Annotated in this window: 16 protein-coding genes; 1 reads left to right on the forward strand and 15 read right to left on the reverse strand. The window is 40.0% G+C overall.

The features are described 5' to 3' along the window. Positions 1-44 precede the first annotated feature (44 nt). Complete coding sequence (gene mcrC / locus ACGE0T_RS12760; protein WP_459187016.1) at positions 45-1085, reverse strand: 5-methylcytosine-specific restriction endonuclease system specificity protein McrC; 1041 nt, start codon at positions 1083-1085, stop codon at positions 45-47. Further along, positions 1082-3046 (reverse strand): AAA family ATPase, encoded by a 1965-nt coding sequence (locus ACGE0T_RS12765; RefSeq protein WP_459187017.1) that lies wholly within the window; start codon positions 3044-3046, stop codon positions 1082-1084. The genes mcrC and ACGE0T_RS12765 overlap by 4 nt, the downstream gene beginning before the upstream one ends. 799 nt (positions 3047-3845) lie before the next feature. Here ACGE0T_RS12765 and ACGE0T_RS12770 point away from each other — a divergent pair. Next, positions 3846-4934, forward strand: coding sequence for an acyltransferase (locus ACGE0T_RS12770; RefSeq protein WP_459187018.1), 1089 nt, complete (start codon positions 3846-3848; stop codon positions 4932-4934). 5 nt (positions 4935-4939) lie between these two features. On the opposite strand, the gene ACGE0T_RS12775 is transcribed toward ACGE0T_RS12770, so the two are convergent. The 13 genes from ACGE0T_RS12775 to ACGE0T_RS12835 form a co-directional block, all read right to left on the reverse strand. Further along, the gene (locus tag ACGE0T_RS12775; RefSeq protein WP_459187019.1) at positions 4940-5428 is read right to left on the reverse strand and encodes a GNAT family N-acetyltransferase; all 489 of its coding nucleotides are present in this window, start codon (positions 5426-5428) and stop codon (positions 4940-4942) included. Positions 5429-5608: 180 nt separating this feature from the next. Next, positions 5609-5977 (reverse strand): hypothetical protein, encoded by a 369-nt coding sequence (locus ACGE0T_RS12780; protein WP_459187020.1) that lies wholly within the window; start codon positions 5975-5977, stop codon positions 5609-5611. A 159-nt stretch (positions 5978-6136) separates the two neighbouring features. Continuing rightward, on the reverse strand, positions 6137-6997 hold the full coding sequence (locus ACGE0T_RS12785) for a sigma-70 family RNA polymerase sigma factor (RefSeq protein ID WP_005641668.1): 861 nt from the start codon (positions 6995-6997) through the stop codon (positions 6137-6139). A gap of 143 nt (positions 6998-7140) precedes the next feature. Beyond that, on the reverse strand, positions 7141-8730 hold the full coding sequence (locus tag ACGE0T_RS12790; protein ID WP_459187021.1) for a trypsin-like peptidase domain-containing protein: 1590 nt from the start codon (positions 8728-8730) through the stop codon (positions 7141-7143). A gap of 371 nt (positions 8731-9101) precedes the next feature. Further along, complete coding sequence (locus ACGE0T_RS12795; RefSeq protein WP_459190464.1) at positions 9102-10052, reverse strand: transporter; 951 nt, start codon at positions 10050-10052, stop codon at positions 9102-9104. 95 nt (positions 10053-10147) lie between these two features. Continuing rightward, positions 10148-10666 carry a GNAT family N-acetyltransferase gene (locus ACGE0T_RS12800; RefSeq protein ID WP_459187022.1) on the reverse strand — a complete coding sequence of 173 codons (519 nt, stop codon included), beginning with the start codon at positions 10664-10666 and terminating at the stop codon, positions 10148-10150. A gap of 76 nt (positions 10667-10742) precedes the next feature. After that, positions 10743-11828, reverse strand: a complete 1086-nt coding sequence (gene gcvT, locus ACGE0T_RS12805; protein WP_459187023.1) for a glycine cleavage system aminomethyltransferase GcvT — start codon at positions 11826-11828, stop codon at positions 10743-10745. 12 nt (positions 11829-11840) lie between these two features. Next, the gene (gene pepT, locus ACGE0T_RS12810) at positions 11841-13061 is read right to left on the reverse strand and encodes a peptidase T (RefSeq protein WP_459187024.1); all 1221 of its coding nucleotides are present in this window, start codon (positions 13059-13061) and stop codon (positions 11841-11843) included. A gap of 44 nt (positions 13062-13105) precedes the next feature. After that, a complete protein-coding gene (locus ACGE0T_RS12815) occupies positions 13106-14509 on the reverse strand; it encodes an amidophosphoribosyltransferase (RefSeq protein WP_459187025.1) in 1404 nt (467 codons plus the stop codon). 105 nt (positions 14510-14614) lie between these two features. Continuing rightward, positions 14615-15289 (reverse strand): RluA family pseudouridine synthase, encoded by a 675-nt coding sequence (locus ACGE0T_RS12820; RefSeq protein ID WP_459187026.1) that lies wholly within the window; start codon positions 15287-15289, stop codon positions 14615-14617. A 9-nt stretch (positions 15290-15298) separates the two neighbouring features. Continuing rightward, positions 15299-16045, reverse strand: coding sequence for a 3-oxoacyl-[acyl-carrier-protein] reductase (fabG, locus tag ACGE0T_RS12825; RefSeq protein ID WP_459187027.1), 747 nt, complete (start codon positions 16043-16045; stop codon positions 15299-15301). A gap of 18 nt (positions 16046-16063) precedes the next feature. Next, positions 16064-17008, reverse strand: coding sequence for a 3-oxoacyl-ACP synthase III family protein (locus ACGE0T_RS12830; protein ID WP_459187028.1), 945 nt, complete (start codon positions 17006-17008; stop codon positions 16064-16066). 8 nt (positions 17009-17016) lie between these two features. Beyond that, positions 17017-17610 carry a TetR/AcrR family transcriptional regulator gene (locus ACGE0T_RS12835; protein ID WP_459190465.1) on the reverse strand — a complete coding sequence of 198 codons (594 nt, stop codon included), beginning with the start codon at positions 17608-17610 and terminating at the stop codon, positions 17017-17019. Positions 17611-17731: the final 121 nt, after the last annotated feature.

Here is a 17731-nt window from a genome sequence, read left to right on the forward strand (position 1 = left end):
TGTGTATTTTATGATACTCTCTATGTTGGTTATCAATGCTGTATCTAACTCTCAACAAATCGGTCCAATTGCTTTTTGATATGTTCGAAATCCTGATTTAGATCGAGCGTCCTATAATATATTATGTTGCCATCTTTAAATAGAGTTTGACCATCAGGCGTTATATCCTCTTCGGTCTTAGCATACAATAACATTCCATCCACTTTTCCTGTATGATTTACATCATAGTTCATTACATAAGAGTAAATTTGATATAGGTTTTTGGAATGAATCGACTTCTTTTCATATTGACACTGCATCGACTTGCTGTAATATTTCGTATCGATAATCAATGTCCGTTCTTTTAGTGTCAGCATTATATCTGTTTGCATAACAGGCAGTATATTGCTTGTTGACTCTTCCTTACAGATATTCCAGTCTATTCGAGCGGCTTTTGCTTTCAAGCCGGGATGATGCTTTTTATAATACTCTAATACAAATTTTTCGTAGAGTCTGCACATGTGTTCATCGGAAAATTCTTGCAGTTTATATGTCCCTTTTTCCGTGGTCAGCAACATTTCCTCCAAAATGAAATAACAAATATACAAAAGCATTTGATAAGTTTTGCTATTCCTGTCAAAACGCATAGCTGTCCATTTTATAGTTGATATATCAAGGACATCCACATTACTAAAAAAAAGCATAAGGCGTTTCAATGACGCTTTTTTGCATTGTTTGACTTGCGGATGCTTTAGCAGGATGTGAACGGTTGTCTTTAGAATTTGATTAAATGGATTGTTTTCTGATAATTCGTCATATTCGCAATCCATAATCTGACGTTTCCTCATCAGATTATGGATCGTTCCATTTATATTGAGTTTACCCCTCAACGCCGGTAATGAGTTATGGCAAGAAACATATTCTTTGTGCAGACCTTGTTTGAGTTGATATGAAATGCCCCGGTCAAGAATTTCAGCAAACAAATCGTAAATGTCGTCAAATGCTTCACCTGCGATCTCTTCATAATTGTTTTGCTTAAGCTCTTGGAAAGCATAAGCCAGCATATAGTAGATATTTCGGATAAATATGTTTTTGTCTATCGTCATTTTATCAAGTCCAGCAATTTTTGAATTTCTCCTTTAAATTTCCAGCCATTATCAAACCAGTATTCCCGCAACATGGGGGCTATATCATATTTAATTACATTTTCAAGCCATATATTGTCAGCGGTTTTGGTGTTACAGAAATAACTATGTCCGATGCAAAAACCTTGGCCCAGTGAATCATCTTTAACAATTTCAGTGTTCAATGCCTTGACAGCGTTTATTACATTATTGAAAGTTTCCCAGTCAAGTCCTTCCTGATATTTTTTAAAGCCTGCCGTATCGAAGCCCGGCACCATATCGAAGAAGCTGAACCGACGACGGAGTGCATAGTCGATCATTGCCAAACTGCGGTCTGCCGTATTCATCATACCAATAATGTAAAGATTTTCCGGAACAAAAAAGTGCTCATCATTATAAGCAAGACGGATTTCGTGCTTTTCTCCCCGATAATTATTCTCGATAAGCATCAGTAACTCACCAAAAATTTTGCTCATATTTCCCCTGTTTATTTCGTCGATAATAAAGAAATATGCTTTATCCGGGTCACTTTGGGCTTTCTTGCAGAAATTGTAGAATACCCCTCGTTTAAGTTCAAATCCCCCATCCTCCTTAGGTTTATACCCCATGATAAAATCCTCGTAGGAATAATTTTGATGGAACTGAACAAATTCTATTTTTGAATTATCTTCTTCCCCCATAATAGAGTAAGCCAACCGTTTTGCCGAGTACGTTTTACCAACACCCGGTGCTCCCTGTAATATGATATTCTTTTTCGCCAGCAATAATTTCTTTAACCGGTTATATTCTTCTGATTGCATAAAGACATCATCAAGAAATTTTTTTTCCGGATATTCCGGATTGGGTTTATCAGTCATTTTGGGATTCTCATCACGAATCAAATCCAGCAAAAGGTTATACTCACTTTCGGATAATTTGAAAAATGAGCCATTCATATTTTTAAAAAACTCCATACCGCTCAATTCCGGCATTTCCTTTATCGTGGAATAATCTATCGGATTCAGTAATGCCTCCACCTTCCTGAAATAAATTTGCTGATTGTCGGCCGCTTTCGCAACTTCTGCTATAGCAACAATTTGTTTAACCGGAGTTGCTTCATAGCCAATGATTATATCACCTTCGTTGGCATCAATGAAATTCTGATAGATTCTTCGTTGATTTCCATTATCGTTATAAAGCGTATAACTTTGTACTTCTCCCACAGGCATTTTTGAGATGCTCCATATTTTAGGACTGGACACAAGCCACCAATACTGCTTTTGGGACTTATCTTTAATCTGTTTTTCCAAAGTTGCCACATGGTATGGATATTTCATCATGTTGGGTAGTTTTTTTTGAACGTCCTTGCTTACAAGCTTTTCGATAATATTAAGTAGTTCTTCATAAAACTCAAAAAGGTCCTTACTCCCCTTTTGCTTCATCAAAAACTTTTGCAGGTCTGGTATATTTGCATAATTTGCATCAGGCATGCCTAAATGGTCTGCCAACTTCACCAGCAGCTTTTTCTTGTATATCGGTATTAGCATCTCATTGGAATATAAAAATGCAATTTTCCATTTATAGACATCTCCAAATTCATCTATTTTGTCTATGTCATCCAATTCGCCTTTGCTGGCATGTTCTGCTATTTTAATAATTGCATTTTTAACAATGGCAAATACTTCCCCGGCTGTTGCTTTGCCATATTTCCTATACCATGCGTATTTATCATCGCTGGTAATATGGGAGTCATTTTCATTCGGCTTATTCTTATATTCATAAATACCAAACTTATAGGAAGAACCACCCCAGATAGAACCCAAAGAATATGTTTTAGACTCAACCCAATAGCAAAACGAATTTTTCCTTTCAAGATTAGTATATTGTGAAAGCGTCATTTCTGCAAGATGCTCTTTTGGAAAAGCCGCCTGAAATTCTTGATATTTCTGTCTTCTGTCAACCATATTTATTGATATTTTTATTTCTAATTATTTCAGTTCCATTATATTCTTTCTTTTATCTTAGTCGATACATATTGATAGTTGATACAGAATATTTCCATGGTAATTCCCAAAAATACAAATTACATATCATCCATTGACAATCATAACGTCTCAATTTTAAAATTCGGTAATATTTTATTCTTCAGATGTTCCTTTTAAAGGCTAAAAGTTCCGGTTTAATTTTTTTTCTGGCATTTTACTCCAACAACAACTGCCAGATTTTTTCAAATTTCAATAATACATGCCCAAACACTTGCCGGAAAATTTTTCCTATATGCTTTCTGCCTGTTACCTCTGTAGCTATAACTACTGTTACAAGTGAAAAAATATTGTTTTTATTTAAGCAACGGATTTTGGGGTTCATAGTTATGGTTTTTCAAAATCATAGTTATGAATTGGGAAAATCATAACTATGAAGTTATTCTGCTATATTTGTTCATTTTTGTAATTTGGAACAATAACTTATCAGATTCCTATGAGTTTTACTGTCTAAACTCATTTCCGGCGAACTAAAAAATAGCCATTCAAAGTGCAAAACAGATAGATGAAAACAGTTCAAAGTATAAAAATTACACTTTGAACTACACTTTAGAGAAAACTTCCTGTTTTTATAAACATGACAGCTTGATATTTCAAGTTTTCTTCGTTTCTTTACCGCCGCAAATCAAATAACATCCGGAAAATCAACGAAGCTCTTCCGTTTTGATGCATAAAAAGGACTAATTAAAAAAATATCTTACTAATACCAATTATTTCAAAAATGAAACGTATCGTTTTTTTAGACTATGTACGCGTATTTGCATGCTTCCTCGTTATGGTTGTCCATGCCAGTGAAAATTTTTACGGCGCTGCCGGTTCTACCGATATGGCAGGACCGCAATCCTATCTTGCCAGTGAAGCCGACCGGCTATGGGTGGCTTTGTACGATGGCTTCTCACGCATGGCAGTGCCCCTGTTTATGATTGTCTCCGCTTTCCTGCTTGTTCCAATGAAAAAAGAGCAGACTACCTGGCAGTTCTATCGCCAGCGCTTCACCCGAATCCTGCCACCGTTTTTTATATTTATGGTACTATACAGCACATTACCTATGCTGTGGGGACAGATAGATGGAGAAACATCACTAAAGGATTTATCGCGAATCTTCCTGAATTTCCCTACGCTCGCAGGGCACCTATGGTTCATGTATCCCCTGATAAGCCTTTATCTCTTCATTCCTATGATTTCTCCATGGCTGAGCAAAGCTACGGCAAAAGAAGAACTGTTCTTTATAGGGTTGTTCCTGTTATCGACATGTATGCCGTATCTTAACCGATGGTCCGGTGAAGTATGGGGACAATGTTTTTGGAACGAATATCACATGCTATGGTACTTCTCCGGCTATTTGGGGTACCTCGTACTGGCGCATTACATACGCGTACACCTGACATGGGACCGCTCCAAACGTCTCGCAATAGGGACAGCTTTAATGGTTATCGGGGCAGCATCGACTATCTATTCGTTCTATGTCCAGGCTATTCCCGGAGAAATTCTTACCACACCTGTAATAGAAATAGGATGGGCTTTCTGTACAATCAACTGTGTGATTCTCACCGCAGGTACATTCCTCATGTTTACATGCATAAACCGCCCGAAGGCACCAAGCATTATAACAGATATGTCGAAACTCAGCTATGGCATGTACCTTATGCACATATTCTGGCTCGGACTATGGACAACTGTATTCAAGCACACACTGGGATTACCAACCGTTGCCGCCATACCATGTATTGCAGTGAGCACATTCATTTGCTGCTTCATAACGACAAAGATTATCTCGTACATACCGGGCAGTAAGTGGATAATAGGATAAAAAGATTATGGCACCAGGAGTAATTCATAGTCTGCCACATCCAACCGGTGTCCGAACTTTATCCCTACTTTTTCGAAAAGGGATACTTGTTTAAAGCCGAGCTTTAAATGTAAGGTATTGCTTGCTTCGTTACCACTGGTAATGCAAGCTATCAAGGCGTGATAACCGTTTTTGCGACATTCGTCAATCAATGCGGTCATCAATTGTTTGCCTATTCCCCTTTTTTGATAGTGGGGAGAGAGGTAAATGGTTGTTTCCAACGTATATTTATAAGCAGCTTTTTGCTTCCATGCATGGGCATAACAATAGCCTGCAATAATACCGTCCAGCTCGTAAACTAAATAGGGATAATGGGAAGATATGTCGGCTATACGGGAGCGCATATCATCCTCGGACACGGGTTCTGTATCGAATGTTGCTACACTATTTACAACATACTCGTTATAAATGTCTGTAATAGACTTTGTATCTCCTAATTTTACAGGTCTGATCATGGCTGATTTTTTTGACATACAAAAATACAATATATAAATTATTCGATTTGAAGAATACACATTAAATAAATATATCCTGAAAATCCGTAATCGTTTATCGAATCTGAACAAAGAAACAGGGTCCGGATATATTATCCGAACCCTGCTATTCTTTATTTACACAAAATCGTAGGCTATAGCTTAATTGCTACGTTTGTGCCCTTTACGCTTTTGAGGAACATTTTGTTTTTCCTGATACTGTTTGTACTGTTCGTCCGTTAGTATCTTCTTCAATTGTTCGTCCCGGTCATTGCGAAGGGTTTTCATTTGCTCACGCATTTTCTGACGGTCAGCTTCTACGGCTTTACGCTCCTTCATCATCTTTTCTCTGAATTCTGTATTTATTTTACGGAATTCAGCAGCTTGTTTCTCATCAAGCTTCAACTCTGTTATCATTTTCTCGCAACGCTGTGTGGGATCTCCTCCCCTTTTACCACGTTGGTCTTTCTGTGCAAACACAGAAACCGTACTAATCAAAATAACCAAAAACAATCCTATTACCTTCTTCATAAAACTAATACATAAAATATAATTGTTCAACATTTCTATTTATGAAGCGCTTCATTATAATAGACAATATCGGGAAGAAAAGGTTTAAAGAAAGGCATAAAAAAACTCCATATTCCTTCGGGATATGGAGTTTCAACCTCAGCTTAAACACTTCTGAGACTAACCTAAATACGATTTGAGGAGCTTGCTACGCGTTCCTTGTCTTAATCTTCTGATTGCTTTTTCCTTGATCTGGCGGACACGCTCTCTTGTGAGGCCAAATTTGTCGCCAATCTCTTCCAATGTCATTTCCTGACAGCCTATACCGAAAAACATTTTGATAATCTCACATTCTCTTTCGGTCAATGTAGCAAGTGCTCGATCAATTTCTTTAGCCAATGACTCGTTCATTAACGACCGGTCTGCAATAGGAGCATCATCGTTAACAAGCACATCCAAAAGGCTGTTGTCTTCACCTTCCACAAACGGGGCATCCACAGAGATATGTCTTCCCGATACTTTCAGCGTATCCGAAATCTTATCTACCGGAATATCCAGTTCATCTGCAAGTTCTTCGGGAGAAGGCCTACGTTCGTTTTCCTGTTCGAATTTGGAAAAGGCTTTACTGATTTTATTCAGCGAACCTACCTGGTTCAACGGAAGACGGACAATTCTGGACTGCTCTGCCAAAGCCTGCAAAATGGATTGGCGAATCCACCATACTGCATAAGAAATAAACTTAAATCCTCTGGTTTCATCGAATTTCTCGGCTGCTTTAATCAATCCCAGGTTGCCTTCGTTAATAAGGTCCGGCAAACTTAATCCCTGGTTCTGATATTGCTTAGCCACAGATACAACGAAACGCAGATTGGCTCTGGTTAATTTCTCCAATGCTCTCCGGTCGCCTCTTTTGATAGCCTGTGCCAATTCTACTTCTTCTTCAACTGTGATAAGGTCTTCACGACCAATTTCCTGAAGATATTTATCAAGTGAAGCGCTTTCGCGATTGGTAATGGACTTTGTGATCTTTAACTGTCTCATCCAATAATTTTATATCGAAAAAAATATAGGGTGCAAAGATAACATTTTTTTATAGCTCAAATTGGCCGAGTGCACCCTACACCCGACCAATTATAAACCTTTAACAATCTTCCTGCCTAATCTGGCAAATATAACTTTATTTATTATTCAGCCAGGTCTATTGCGTATACTTTTGTTCGCCCGTTCGGGTAAAATCCTTTTACTACCAGGTATTGATCTTCAGAGCCTCCCTTTAATATTTTCTCAACCAGTTTTTCCAGTTGTTCAGGGGTGGAAATCTTCTGATCATTAGCTATCATGATGATAAATCCTTTCTGGATTCCTGCATCTCTCAGCTTACCTTTCAGTAATCCGGTTACCTCTATACCATAACTAACACCTAAGTCACGTTTTTGTTGTGCAGAAAGAGCTTTAAATGCAGCACCGAGTACATCAGCGCTATCAGCGGAACTTCCTTTTACAACGGAAGTATTACCTTGTGCATTGCGCAATTCTACTGTAAATTTCTTATCGCTACCATTACGGTTGACGGTTACTTCCACCTTGTCGCCAGGACGATATTTATTGATCTGTTCCTGCAATGCGTTGGCAGTTCTGACTTTCACACCGTTTACCGCCGTAATCACGTCACCTTTTTCAAGACCGGCTTCTTTTGCTGTACTACGGTCTGCAAAATCCGCTACACAAGCACCTTCGGATACTTTAATCTTAGATTTCAATGCTGTCAACTCATCCTTCAATGCACTTGACAAATTCGGATAGGCAAGTTGGTCGGCAATATCGGCTACAGACATAATCTGAACGCCTAACATAGCACGCTGTACGGTTCCGTACTGTTTCAAGTCGCTTGCCACTTTTCCGGCAATACTGATAGGTACGGCAAATGAATATCCGGCAAAGTTTCCTGTTTCAGAGTAGATAGCCGTATTGATACCTACCAGTTCACCTTTTGTATTGACCAATGCACCACCACTATTGCCCGGGTTTACCGCTGCATCTGTCTGGATAAAGGATTCGATTTTACTTCTGTCGGAACCCATAGATATGCCACGACCTTTTGCACTTACTATACCGGCAGTTACGGTCGATGTCAGGTTGAACGGATTACCAACAGCCAATACCCACTCGCCTACTTTCAGTTTTTCCGAATCGCCAAACGGAATTGTAGGCAGGTCTTTTGCATCGATCTTAATCAGGGCGATATCCGTTGCCGGGTCCGTTCCGATTAATTTAGCGGCAAATTTACGGTTATCGTTCAATGTTACTTCCAGTTCATCGGCTCCGTCAATCACATGGTTATTTGTAATGATAAACCCATCGGTCGAGATGATAACGCCAGAACCTGCACCAACACGAGGTTGGGGTTGAGGACGCTGGAAACCTCCTCCTCCACGACCACCGAATCCGAAGAAGTATTCGAACGGATCCACATATTGCCTACCTCCGCCATTGTTGCCGCCATTATCTGCATATTGTTTAGCGTTAGTCGTAGCTTTGATGTGAACTACTCCATGTACTGTACTCTCTGCTGCGGTCGTGAAATCTGTATTCTCAGCAGCCACGGCATTCATTCCAGTATAACGAAGCGGTTGGTTAAACACATTACCTGTACCGGCAGCAACAGAGACCGGCTGATTTTTATTGAACAGATAAGCACTTGTTCCAATTGCCGCTCCAGAACTGATAGCAGCTACGAGGACTATTCCAAGTACATTTTTCCACATTTTCTTCATACTCGTTTTATTTAATCAAACATTTAAATTTAACATTTTTCTTTCAACAAAGAAAGTTCAAAAAACGTGCGATTATTCTCTTTTGAGGTATTTTTTTATCTCTTTTAACTGCCTTAAATCAAGGCTTAACGGCGCTTAACAGTACTGTGTATTACAAAGTACCTTTTTAACAATCCTGACGCTGCCAAAAGGTCACACAGTCATTTATATAACAGCAAGAACGGCAGAAAGTTCCGATACCCTAAGAGACTCAATATCTACCCGACTGACATTTTTACAAAGGATATATCAGCGATATGGCAGACATACAAATCCTCGTAAGAAAATCGGAGATATTCTATAAAAAATAGACTGAGATAGAAGAAGATGGTTTAATCAGGCTGCTGTTTTCTTTTTTTCCACAGCTGCCAGCTATTAAAAAGATTTTGCCACAGGACGTATGACCCGGGAGCAACAGAAGAAAGCGGATCCAGATAAGTATATGCCATCCAGATGGCGAGTACGGTGTTTTTCTGCCCTAATGCCTGACCGGCACTGATACGGTCATAATATTTACCGCCAATACGTTTACCCAGATAAAACTGGATGACACAAGTTATAAAACCAGCCAAGGCAAGCGATACCTCTACGCCAATCGATGCATCGCTGGTCATCAATGATTTTACGGTCTGCGCCATTACAATAGCCAAAGCAACACCCCATAAATAAAAGGCGAGGTCAGGGAATCCCAATAAAAAGCGATGTATCCGGGGAAAATACTGGCGTAAAATGCAAGCCAAAATGAAAGGGAAAAGCAATAAAGGGAATACTTTTCCGAGGATTTTCAAGAAAGCAGTAACAAATGTTATATCGGCATGCGGCTCCACTAATGGAAAAATTAAGGGTACAGCTATTGCTGCCAAAATATTCGAAAGCAAAGTATAGGAGGTCAAGCTGGAGGCACTTCCCCCCAATTTACCGGTAATAACAGCCGCAGCAGTAGCTGTAGGACAAATCAGGCAAACCATAGCCCCTTCAAAAACTTCCCGGTAAGCAGCTCCCATTTGAAAAAATATCAGGACGGAAGCCAATACGGACGAAGCAAAGAGCTGGAACAGCAGTAGCCAGCCATGCCATTCGCGCGGCATCAAATCATGAGGCTCTACTTTACAAAAAGTAAGTAATAACTGTGCGAATATCAGGAAAGGAGTAAGATACGCGGCCAGCGTCTTCATAAATGGTTTTGTCGGCTCCAAAAATGTGAAGTTGGCAAAAATAAAATATCCTAATGCACCTGCCAGCATAGCAACCGGCAATGTCCAGTTCTTCAAAAACCTCAACAACATACCACTTGTTTTTATGCTACAAACTTACAAAACATCTTGTAGTTTCAGGCATATAATAACTCAAAATCAGGTGTATTTACCGGCTTTGGCTATTAACCCATAACAATATCCCGTAAATCTTTGGCAAAACGCTCATATGTTTCGCTGGTTATCTGTCCTTTAGTTGTCAAAACCACCAAGCTGTGTCCCTGATAATTATCCCGGTAAGGAGGATGAATATGCTCATAGGGATTGGAATAAAAGCCATTCTGTTCATAGAAATGCAGACGGTTAGCCGAAACAGCATCTGTAACAGGGTCTATTTCCAACAAAAGCCGTTTTTCCGTACTTGCCTTCAGGAGATTCAAGATAGTTCCACCATACCCTTTACCCCTCAACTCCGGAGCTATGGCAAAATGCTCTATGTACAAATATTCATCAAACTCCCAATACGCAATAAATCCGATAAAGGTTTCCTCTTCCACATAAACATCCAAATGATAATTCTGAAAAGAAAAGGCTTTTAGCTGATGTTCATCCGTTCTTTGCTCAAAAATAGGAAAACTATTTTGATATAAATTTTTGAACTCCATGTAAAAGGATGATGATTCGTTTATTCTAATCTGCTTCATAATAATACAAGTCATAAAAAAGGGCTTCAACCAGATTCTATCCGACTGAAGCCCTTTCCATATTTAAATATAAATTTTATTTACGGAACGGAGCTTTTACAACCTGAGCTTTCAGGTTTTTATTACGCACTTTGATAAATATTTCCGTGCCGGCTTTTGCTAATTCAGGTTTTACATACCCCATACCGATGCCTTTTTTCAAAACAGGAGACATAGTTCCGGATGTAACAACACCAATCTGGTTGCCTTCTGCATCCACAATTTCATAACCATGACGGGGGATACCTTTTTCTACCAACTCGAATGCACATAATTTACGTGTAACGCCTTCTTTTTTCTGGCGTTCCAATTCTGCACGGTTTGTAAAGTTTTTACCTTCGGCAAATTTAGTAATCCAACCTAATCCGGCTTCGATAGGAGAAGTCGTATCATCCAAATCGTTACCATACAAGCAGAATCCCATTTCCAGGCGCAAAGTGTCGCGTGCTCCTAAACCGATCGGTTTGATGCCTTCCGGTTTACCTGCTTCGAAAATTGCATTCCAGATTGTCATAGCATCATCCAGATAGAAATATAATTCAAAACCACCGGCACCTGTATAACCAGTATTGGATATAATTACATTCTTACAACCGGCAAATTCGCCTGTTACAAATGAATAATAAGGTATAGAAGATAAATCAACCGGAGTAAGGCGCTGCAATACTTCTGTTGCTTTCGGTCCCTGGATTGCAAGCTGAGCCGTACGGTCGGATGAATTTTCCAATTCTGCCCCTACAGTGTTATGGCTTACGCACCATTCCCAGTCTTTAGCAATATTTCCGGCATTTACAACCAGCAAATATTTTTCCGGTTCATAATGATAAACCAATAAGTCGTCTACAATCCCGCCTTTTTCATTCGGGAAACAGGTATATTGAGCCTTACCTATTGCTAATGTTGAAGCATCGTTTGAAGTAACGCTCTGGATAAAAGCCAGTGCATTCGGACCTTTTACCCAAAATTCACCCATGTGGGACACATCAAATACACCGACACCATTCACTACTGTCATGTGTTCATCTATAATACCGGTATACTCTATAGGCATATTATAACCGGCAAATTCATGCATCTTAGCACCCAGTGCAATGTGCACATCGGTAAACGGAGTTGTTTTCATGTTATTTATTATTTAAGATTTATGAGCCAGCAGCTCTGTTATTTTTATAATTGTTTCCATACTTTTTTCCAGCGAACGGACCGGGAGAAATTCATACCGTCCATGAAAATTCAAACCTCCTGCAAAAATATTCGGACAAGGAAGTCCCATGAACGACAAGCGTGCACCATCTGTTCCACCACGTATCGGTTTCACCAAAGGAGTAACACCTACGGCTTTCATTGCATCAAAAGCCAGATCCACAATATATTTTTTAGGTTCTACGATCTCACGCATATTATAATACTGATCGCGGATTTCCAGAGTGGTACTGCCCGGATGCATCTCATTCATCCGTTTTACAAAAGAACGGAGTAATTCCTTTTTCTCCTCAAACAAAGAACGTTCATGGTCGCGGACGATATATGACAGGGAGGCTTCCTCTACTGTTCCACTCATATTTGTCAGATGGAAGAAACCTTCATATCCGGCTGTGTGCTCCGGCCGTTGTGCCACCGGCAACCAGGAAGCAAATTCCACAGCCAGCAATGAAGCATTCTGCATTTTATTCTTAGCATAACCCGGATGTACATTCAATCCCTTAAATAAGATTTTGGCTCCGGCAGCATTGAAGTTTTCAAATTCGAGTTCACCTATCTGCCCACCGTCAATAGTGTAGGCAAATTCACAACCGAATTTTTCCACATCAAAATGGTCTGCACCCGCACCAATCTCCTCGTCAGGAGTAAAACCTATACGGATTTTCCCATGTTCTATTTCCGGATGGTCCTTCAGATATTTCATTGCAGCAATGATAGCGGCTACACCGGCTTTGTCGTCAGCACCCAGTAAGGTACGTCCGTCCGTAACAATAATATCTTGCTCCTTATAATCGTTCAGTTCAGGGAACATTAGCGGAGAAAGAACTATTTTCTCTTCAGCTGATAATACGATATCCCCCCCCTTATAACTAACAATACGCGGCTTCACATCCTTTCCGGACATATCCGGGCTTGTATCCAAGTGGGCAATAAAACCGATTACCGGAACCTGCTTTTGAGTATTGGCAGGCAATGTAGCCATCAGATAACTATTGTTATCGAGAGTGATATCTTCCAGACCGATTTCTTCCAGTTCTTTTACCAAAGCTTCAGCAAAAACACGCTGCCCCGGAGTGCTGGGGGTTATACCTGTAGTCTCGCTCGATTGAGTTTCGAACGTTACATACTTCAAAAACCTATCTATTACAGTCATAAGCGTTTATCTTTTATTACAAGCCATAAAGATAACATTATTTTTTAAAAACACCCTGAACCGTTATAGCAATGTGTGCAAACACATTCTTTCGGAAGACCGATAGATTCAATTAAATCTTCCACTGTATTAAATCTCAATGTCGTAATATTCAGTTTCTTACGAATATGCTCCACTAATTCCTTATATTGCTCGGAATTTGTTTCCGCATATTTATCCAAGTCTTTGGAGTCATCACCTTCCAATTCTTTTACCACACGACGTGCAATCAGTTCCAAGTCTGATTTAGAAGCTGAAAAGCCTAAGAACGGGCATGAAAATAAAATTGGAGGACATCCGATACGCATGTGGACTTCCTTCGCTCCGTAACCGTAAAGAATATTTACATTATCACGAAGCTGGGTTCCACGTACAATCGAATCATCACAGAAAATAACCCGTTTATTACGTAAAAGGGTACGGTTCGGAATCAGTTTCATTTTGGCAACCAAATCACGGACAGCCTGGTTGGATGGAGTAAAACTACGTGGCCATGTCGGTGTATATTTCACGATAGCACGACGGTAAGGAATCCCTTTGCCCTCAGCATATCCCAAAGCCATACCAATACCGGAATCAGGTATACCTGACACATAGTCAGCTTCCACCTTATCTTTCTTTGCCATAGCCATACCACTGGCATAACGGGCTGCATCCACATTTACCCCTTCATACTCTGATACCGGATAACCGTAATATACCCAAAGGAAAGAACAAATCTGCATTTTCTTATTGGGCTTGCGGAGTTGTGTCATTTTTTCGGCTTCAAGCAGCACTATCTCCCCTGGCCCAACGTTGTATTCCAGTTCAAAACCTAAATTCGGGAAACTGCTTGGTTCGCTGGATGCAGCATAAGCTCCCTCCTTCTTTCCGATCAATACCGGAGTACGACCATACTTATCACGGGCTGCAATAATACCGTTTTCAGTAAGCAACAGCATGGAGCAGGAACCTTTAATCTTTTCATACACATGCTCGATTCCTTCTACAAAAGTATTTTTCTGAGAGATAAGGAGCGCTATCAATTCTGTCTGGTTTATTTGTCCTGAACTAAGTTCTGAAAAATGGCAACCGCTATCAAGCAATTCTTTTTCCAACTCTTTCAGATTGTTCACTTTGGCAACGGAAACCAATGCATATTTGCCCAAATGGGAATTAATAAAAATCGGTTGCGGATCGGTATCGCTAATAATACCTATACCTGAACTACCTTTAAACTTATCCAGTTCGCTTTCAAAGCGGGTACGGAAATAAGAATTTTCAAGATTATGGATTGAACGGTTGAAGATGCCTTCGTGCAGAGTTGCCATACCGCCTCTGCGGGTTCCAAGATGAGAATTGTAGTCTGTGCCGTAAAAAAGATCAGTTGCACAAGCTGACTTAGAAATAGTTCCGAAAAAACCACCCATTGTTATAGTGTTTTTTAAATTTGAATTAGGCCACAAAGGTACAAGATTATTTAAATACTTCCTTTTTCTTTTTCAAGAAAAGTACATATCCGATCATCTGAATTATCAAAGGGAGGCGGTTAATGATTTCCAAAGTGTGTCGTCCGGAACAGAAGCAATAATTTCCACCGGATTTTTAGAAACCGGATGAATGAATGCCGCACTATGGGCATGCAGGCTTATTCCCCCGTCTTTATTGGAACGGTCGAAGCCATATTTTAAATCACCTTTAATAGGACATCCCATTTTAGCAAGCTGACAACGTATTTGATGATGCCTGCCTGTTTTCAAATCTATTTCCAATAAATAATAACGGTCCGAACGGCCTATTACCTTATAATGAAGAATTGCTTTTTTTGAGTTGGGGCATTCCGCATCATATGCATAACTCTTGTTTTGTTTTTCATTGCGAACAAGCCAATTAACCAACTCTCCTTCCGGGGCGGGAGGATTATTTTTAACTATCGCCCAATAAGTTTTCTTTACTTCGCCCAAACGAAACATATCATTCAGACGGGCAAGTGCCTTGCTGGTTTTAGCAAATACCACAACACCGCTTACCGGGCGATCCAAACGGTGCGCAACACCGACAAATACATTGCCGGGTTTTGAATACTTCTCTTTCAGCCATGCTTTAAGCATGTCCGAAAGAGGAGTATCACCGGTTTTATCTCCTTGTACAATCTCGCTGTTGGTTTTATTAACCGCTATGATATGATTGTCTTCGTAGATAACTTCCATATATTAAAATTACATATTCATACCACCGTCAACCTGAATCACCTGACCGGATACATACGCAGACATATCGGAAGCCAGGAATGTTGCAATATTAGCCACATCTTCAGGAGTACCTCCACGACGCAAAGGTATTTTCTTAGCCCACTCAGCTTTTACATCTTCCGGCAGAACGGCAGTCATTTCAGTAAGAATAAATCCCGGAGCAATCGCATTTGCACGAATACCACGCGAACCCAATTCCTGAGCTACAGACTTAGCCAAACCAATCATACCTGCTTTGGATGCAGAATAGTTGCTCTGTCCTGCATTACCGTGTACACCTACCACAGACGACATATTGATAATACTACCTGAACGTTGTTTCATCATTACAGGTGTACAAGCATGGATGAAATTGAATGCAGATTTCAGATTGACAGTAAGAACAGCATCCCACTGACCTTCGCTCATACGCATCATTAAACCGTCTTTTGTGATACCGGCATTGTTTACCAGAATATCTACACGACCGAAATCTTTTACGATTTCAGCAACAACAGTATGTGTTTCTTCGAAATTTGCTGCATTAGAAGCATATCCTTTAGCTTTAACCCCTAAAGCTTCAATTTCTTTCTGGGTAGCCAAACCATTTTCGTCGATAACCAGATCTGTAAATGCAATATTTGCACCTTCAGCCGCAAACTTTAATGCGATAGCCTTACCAATACCACGAGCAGCACCGGTTACAATGGCAACTTTACCTTCCAATAATTTCATGATAAATCTTTATTTATTTCAACATTTAATCAAACAGGCTCCGGCTGAGTAACCACCACCGAACACGGTAATAGCAACCAGATTGCCTTTTTTAAACATATGATCGTTTTGAGCATATACTAAAGCAGAACTAACAGATCCGGTATTTCCTAATTCTTCAATATTATGAAGAAACTTCTCATCCGGCAAATTTAACTGTTTCGCGATATTGGACATAATACGCATATTAGCCTGATGGCCGATAAAATAGGTCAGGTCATCCAGTGTATACTTATTTTTCTCCAATAAATAAACCACATTTTTAGGCATATAGGTACAAGCCTGAATAAAGACATCGCGTCCTTCCGGCATCATAATACCTCCATCACGGGGACGAAGCTGTACAGCCTCTGGTCCTTTGCCCAAATGACCAAGTCCTTGTGTAAAGATTTCCAGAACTTCCTTGTCGTTTTCAGTCACGCGTTCTTTGGAAATAAAAAATGCTGCTGCCGCATCTCCCCACAAGTGACCTGCTTTAGGATCCGTTTCGTTATAATAAGCTGAATTCTTATCCGCAGAAAGAATCAATGCCTTTGAAGCCTTTCCCATAGCAAAATAACCTTCCACGACCTCCAGAGCATTCAGGAAAGAAGAACAGGCGGAAGAAAGGTAAAGAGCCTTCGCATTCGTGATATTGAACTCATGCTGGGCCACATGAGCCGCCGTAGCTACCGTATCGAACGGCGAATAAGATGCAGAAATAATCAAATCGACTTCTGTAATATCGTAAGGCAATTTAGGAAGGGCATTACGAACGGCATCCAAACTCATCGTTGTTACTGATTCTTCCGGTTTTGCCTTCGACCGTGTACGAATCCCGGTACGTTGTTCTATCCACTCGCTTGTCAATCCGTTCAATTCCAAAAAGTGTTGGTTATGCACCCGCTCTTCGGGAACATAAAACCCTGTTGCATTAATAAACATCCTTGGTTTTACTTTATCTTTATACCGTTGAATATCAAATTCATTACATTTTCTCTTCTCTTTATCCGCTGGCTGATATTATCACCCATTATCCCCCGGATATAAGGCACTTCCAGCCCTTTAAGAGCATGATGAAGCACTACTGCAGTAATATCCGCATCGGGCATGGCAAAAACACCTTCTCTCACACCGGCCTCCAAAATACCTTTCAACAATTCCGTTTCCCGGATGTCAAAGTTTTTACGAACCTTCTCCACTCTCCATATGTCGCGGAAAAAATTCGCACGTAAAGTTCCGTTGCGAAATACCAGAGCCTTAATTGCATCCAATCGCGCGTAAATAAATAAGATTAATTTTTCGTCTGCTGGCAAATCCTTTGATGCCACATCTTGCAGCATTTTATATAACTTATCCAGTTCGGATTCCACAACAGCAAGATAAATCTCATTCTTGCTTTTGAAATACGTATATAATGTACGCCTCCCCTTTTTAGATGCCTGTGCAATATCATTCATTGTTGTATTATCCACCCCCATGCGGGCAAACAATTGTCTAGCCACATCAATCAACATCTCACGTGTTTTTGAAACTACCACCGGCATTGTATTGCACATTTTGATTAAAACTGTGCGCAAAGTACCTAAAAAAGATTGTATTTACCAAGTATATTAAAAAAAACTTGCAATAAATTTGTTTCGTAAGGTAATAGTTGTACCTTTGCAC

Source organism: Parabacteroides sp. APC149_11_2_Y6, from assembly GCF_054506995.1.

Bases quoted from the DNA above. Each gene is read 5' to 3' on its own strand.
- ACGE0T_RS12815 (WP_459187025.1), bottom strand. From the start codon at position 14,509: ATGGGTGGTTTTTTCGGAACTATTTCTAAGTCAGCTTGTGCAACTGAT.
- ACGE0T_RS12780 (WP_459187020.1), bottom strand. From the start codon at position 5,977: ATGAAGAAGGTAATAGGATTGTTTTTGGTTATTTTGATTAGTACGGTT.
- gcvT (WP_459187023.1), bottom strand. From the start codon at position 11,828: ATGAAAACAACTCCGTTTACCGATGTGCACATTGCACTGGGTGCTAAG.
- ACGE0T_RS12785 (WP_005641668.1), bottom strand. From the start codon at position 6,997: ATGAGACAGTTAAAGATCACAAAGTCCATTACCAATCGCGAAAGCGCT.
- ACGE0T_RS12820 (WP_459187026.1), bottom strand. From the start codon at position 15,289: ATGGAAGTTATCTACGAAGACAATCATATCATAGCGGTTAATAAAACC.
- ACGE0T_RS12770 (WP_459187018.1), top strand. From the start codon at position 3,846: ATGAAACGTATCGTTTTTTTAGACTATGTACGCGTATTTGCATGCTTC.
- ACGE0T_RS12765 (WP_459187017.1), bottom strand. From the start codon at position 3,046: ATGGTTGACAGAAGACAGAAATATCAAGAATTTCAGGCGGCTTTTCCA.
- ACGE0T_RS12790 (WP_459187021.1), bottom strand. From the start codon at position 8,730: ATGAAGAAAATGTGGAAAAATGTACTTGGAATAGTCCTCGTAGCTGCT.
- ACGE0T_RS12835 (WP_459190465.1), bottom strand. From the start codon at position 17,610: ATGCCGGTGGTAGTTTCAAAAACACGTGAGATGTTGATTGATGTGGCT.
- mcrC (WP_459187016.1), bottom strand. From the start codon at position 1,085: ATGACGATAGACAAAAACATATTTATCCGAAATATCTACTATATGCTG.
- ACGE0T_RS12830 (WP_459187028.1), bottom strand. From the start codon at position 17,008: ATGTTTATTAATGCAACAGGGTTTTATGTTCCCGAAGAGCGGGTGCAT.
- pepT (WP_459187024.1), bottom strand. From the start codon at position 13,061: ATGACTGTAATAGATAGGTTTTTGAAGTATGTAACGTTCGAAACTCAA.
- fabG (WP_459187027.1), bottom strand. From the start codon at position 16,045: ATGAAATTATTGGAAGGTAAAGTTGCCATTGTAACCGGTGCTGCTCGT.
- ACGE0T_RS12775 (WP_459187019.1), bottom strand. From the start codon at position 5,428: ATGATCAGACCTGTAAAATTAGGAGATACAAAGTCTATTACAGACATT.
- ACGE0T_RS12800 (WP_459187022.1), bottom strand. From the start codon at position 10,666: ATGAAGCAGATTAGAATAAACGAATCATCATCCTTTTACATGGAGTTC.